Below are 915 nucleotides of genomic sequence, written 5' to 3' on the forward strand. Positions count from 1 at the left end.
TGGTACGGGAAATTTTGATTATGCTTCTCGCCAAATGAAGGCACTTACCGATATTACTGGTAAGCCGGAATATGCGATAGATGGTTCTGCTTTGGGGGCTCTCCAGGCGGATCAGATTAAACTTGTGGCGACAGAACAAGGTGTTGGGGTTCGCATGCGCCATGATATGGCGGCCAATGCGGGGCAGTTACATCTTTCTGCGGATGGAAAAATCTCACTACAGAATGCCTTTGGTCATAGGGGTGTTGTTCTGAAATCAAAAAGCCAGAGTGTGTTGGCAAAGCACATTACCTCTAAAAAGCATGTTGATATTGCGGCAAAAAAAGATGTGACGTTAGAAACCATTGGGGCAGATGGTCATTTTATAGCAGAGGCACAAGAAGGGCTTTTAACCATTGCCGGGCAAGCGACCTCTGGAGGCAATATGCAGCTGTCTTCGCGCGAAGCCATCAAAGTCTCTGGGCTAGGGGCAGGGGCTGATATAGCGTTTGCAACGGGCGGTGATCTGACCATTGGTGGCACTATTTTGTCTGGGGGCAATTTAAAAGCACATGCTGGTGGTGATATCAGGGCGCATCTTTTAGCCGGTGGGGTTGATATGGCAGCAACGGGGGCTGCTGGAAATCTTGTTTTGGGCAGCCATGGGGGTGTTGATCTCCAAAGTGTGGGAGGTGCGATAGCTGCGGAAAGCATTTATGGAGCGGGAGAGATCACTCTGGTTTCTCATAACGGGGTTTCGGTTTCTCAATTTCTTCAATCTCATGATAATGTTGCTATTCATACCCAACCGGATGCTGGAGTTCATTTTGGACAACTGATTGCTTATGGAAGGGCAGATATTGATGGTGGAGCGGTTGATTTTTCTTCTCTGATGACGGGTGGAGATGCTGTTTTAAAGGTCAGGAACCTTGAGGC

General features: G+C 48.3%; 1 pseudogene. It reads left to right on the forward strand.

What is annotated here, in order from left to right:
• A pseudogene (locus tag ACFIO5_RS10150) lies at window positions 1-915 on the forward strand (hemagglutinin repeat-containing protein); the annotation flags it as partial.

The sequence above is a fragment of the Bartonella sp. AA86SXKL genome (genome assembly GCF_042196885.1).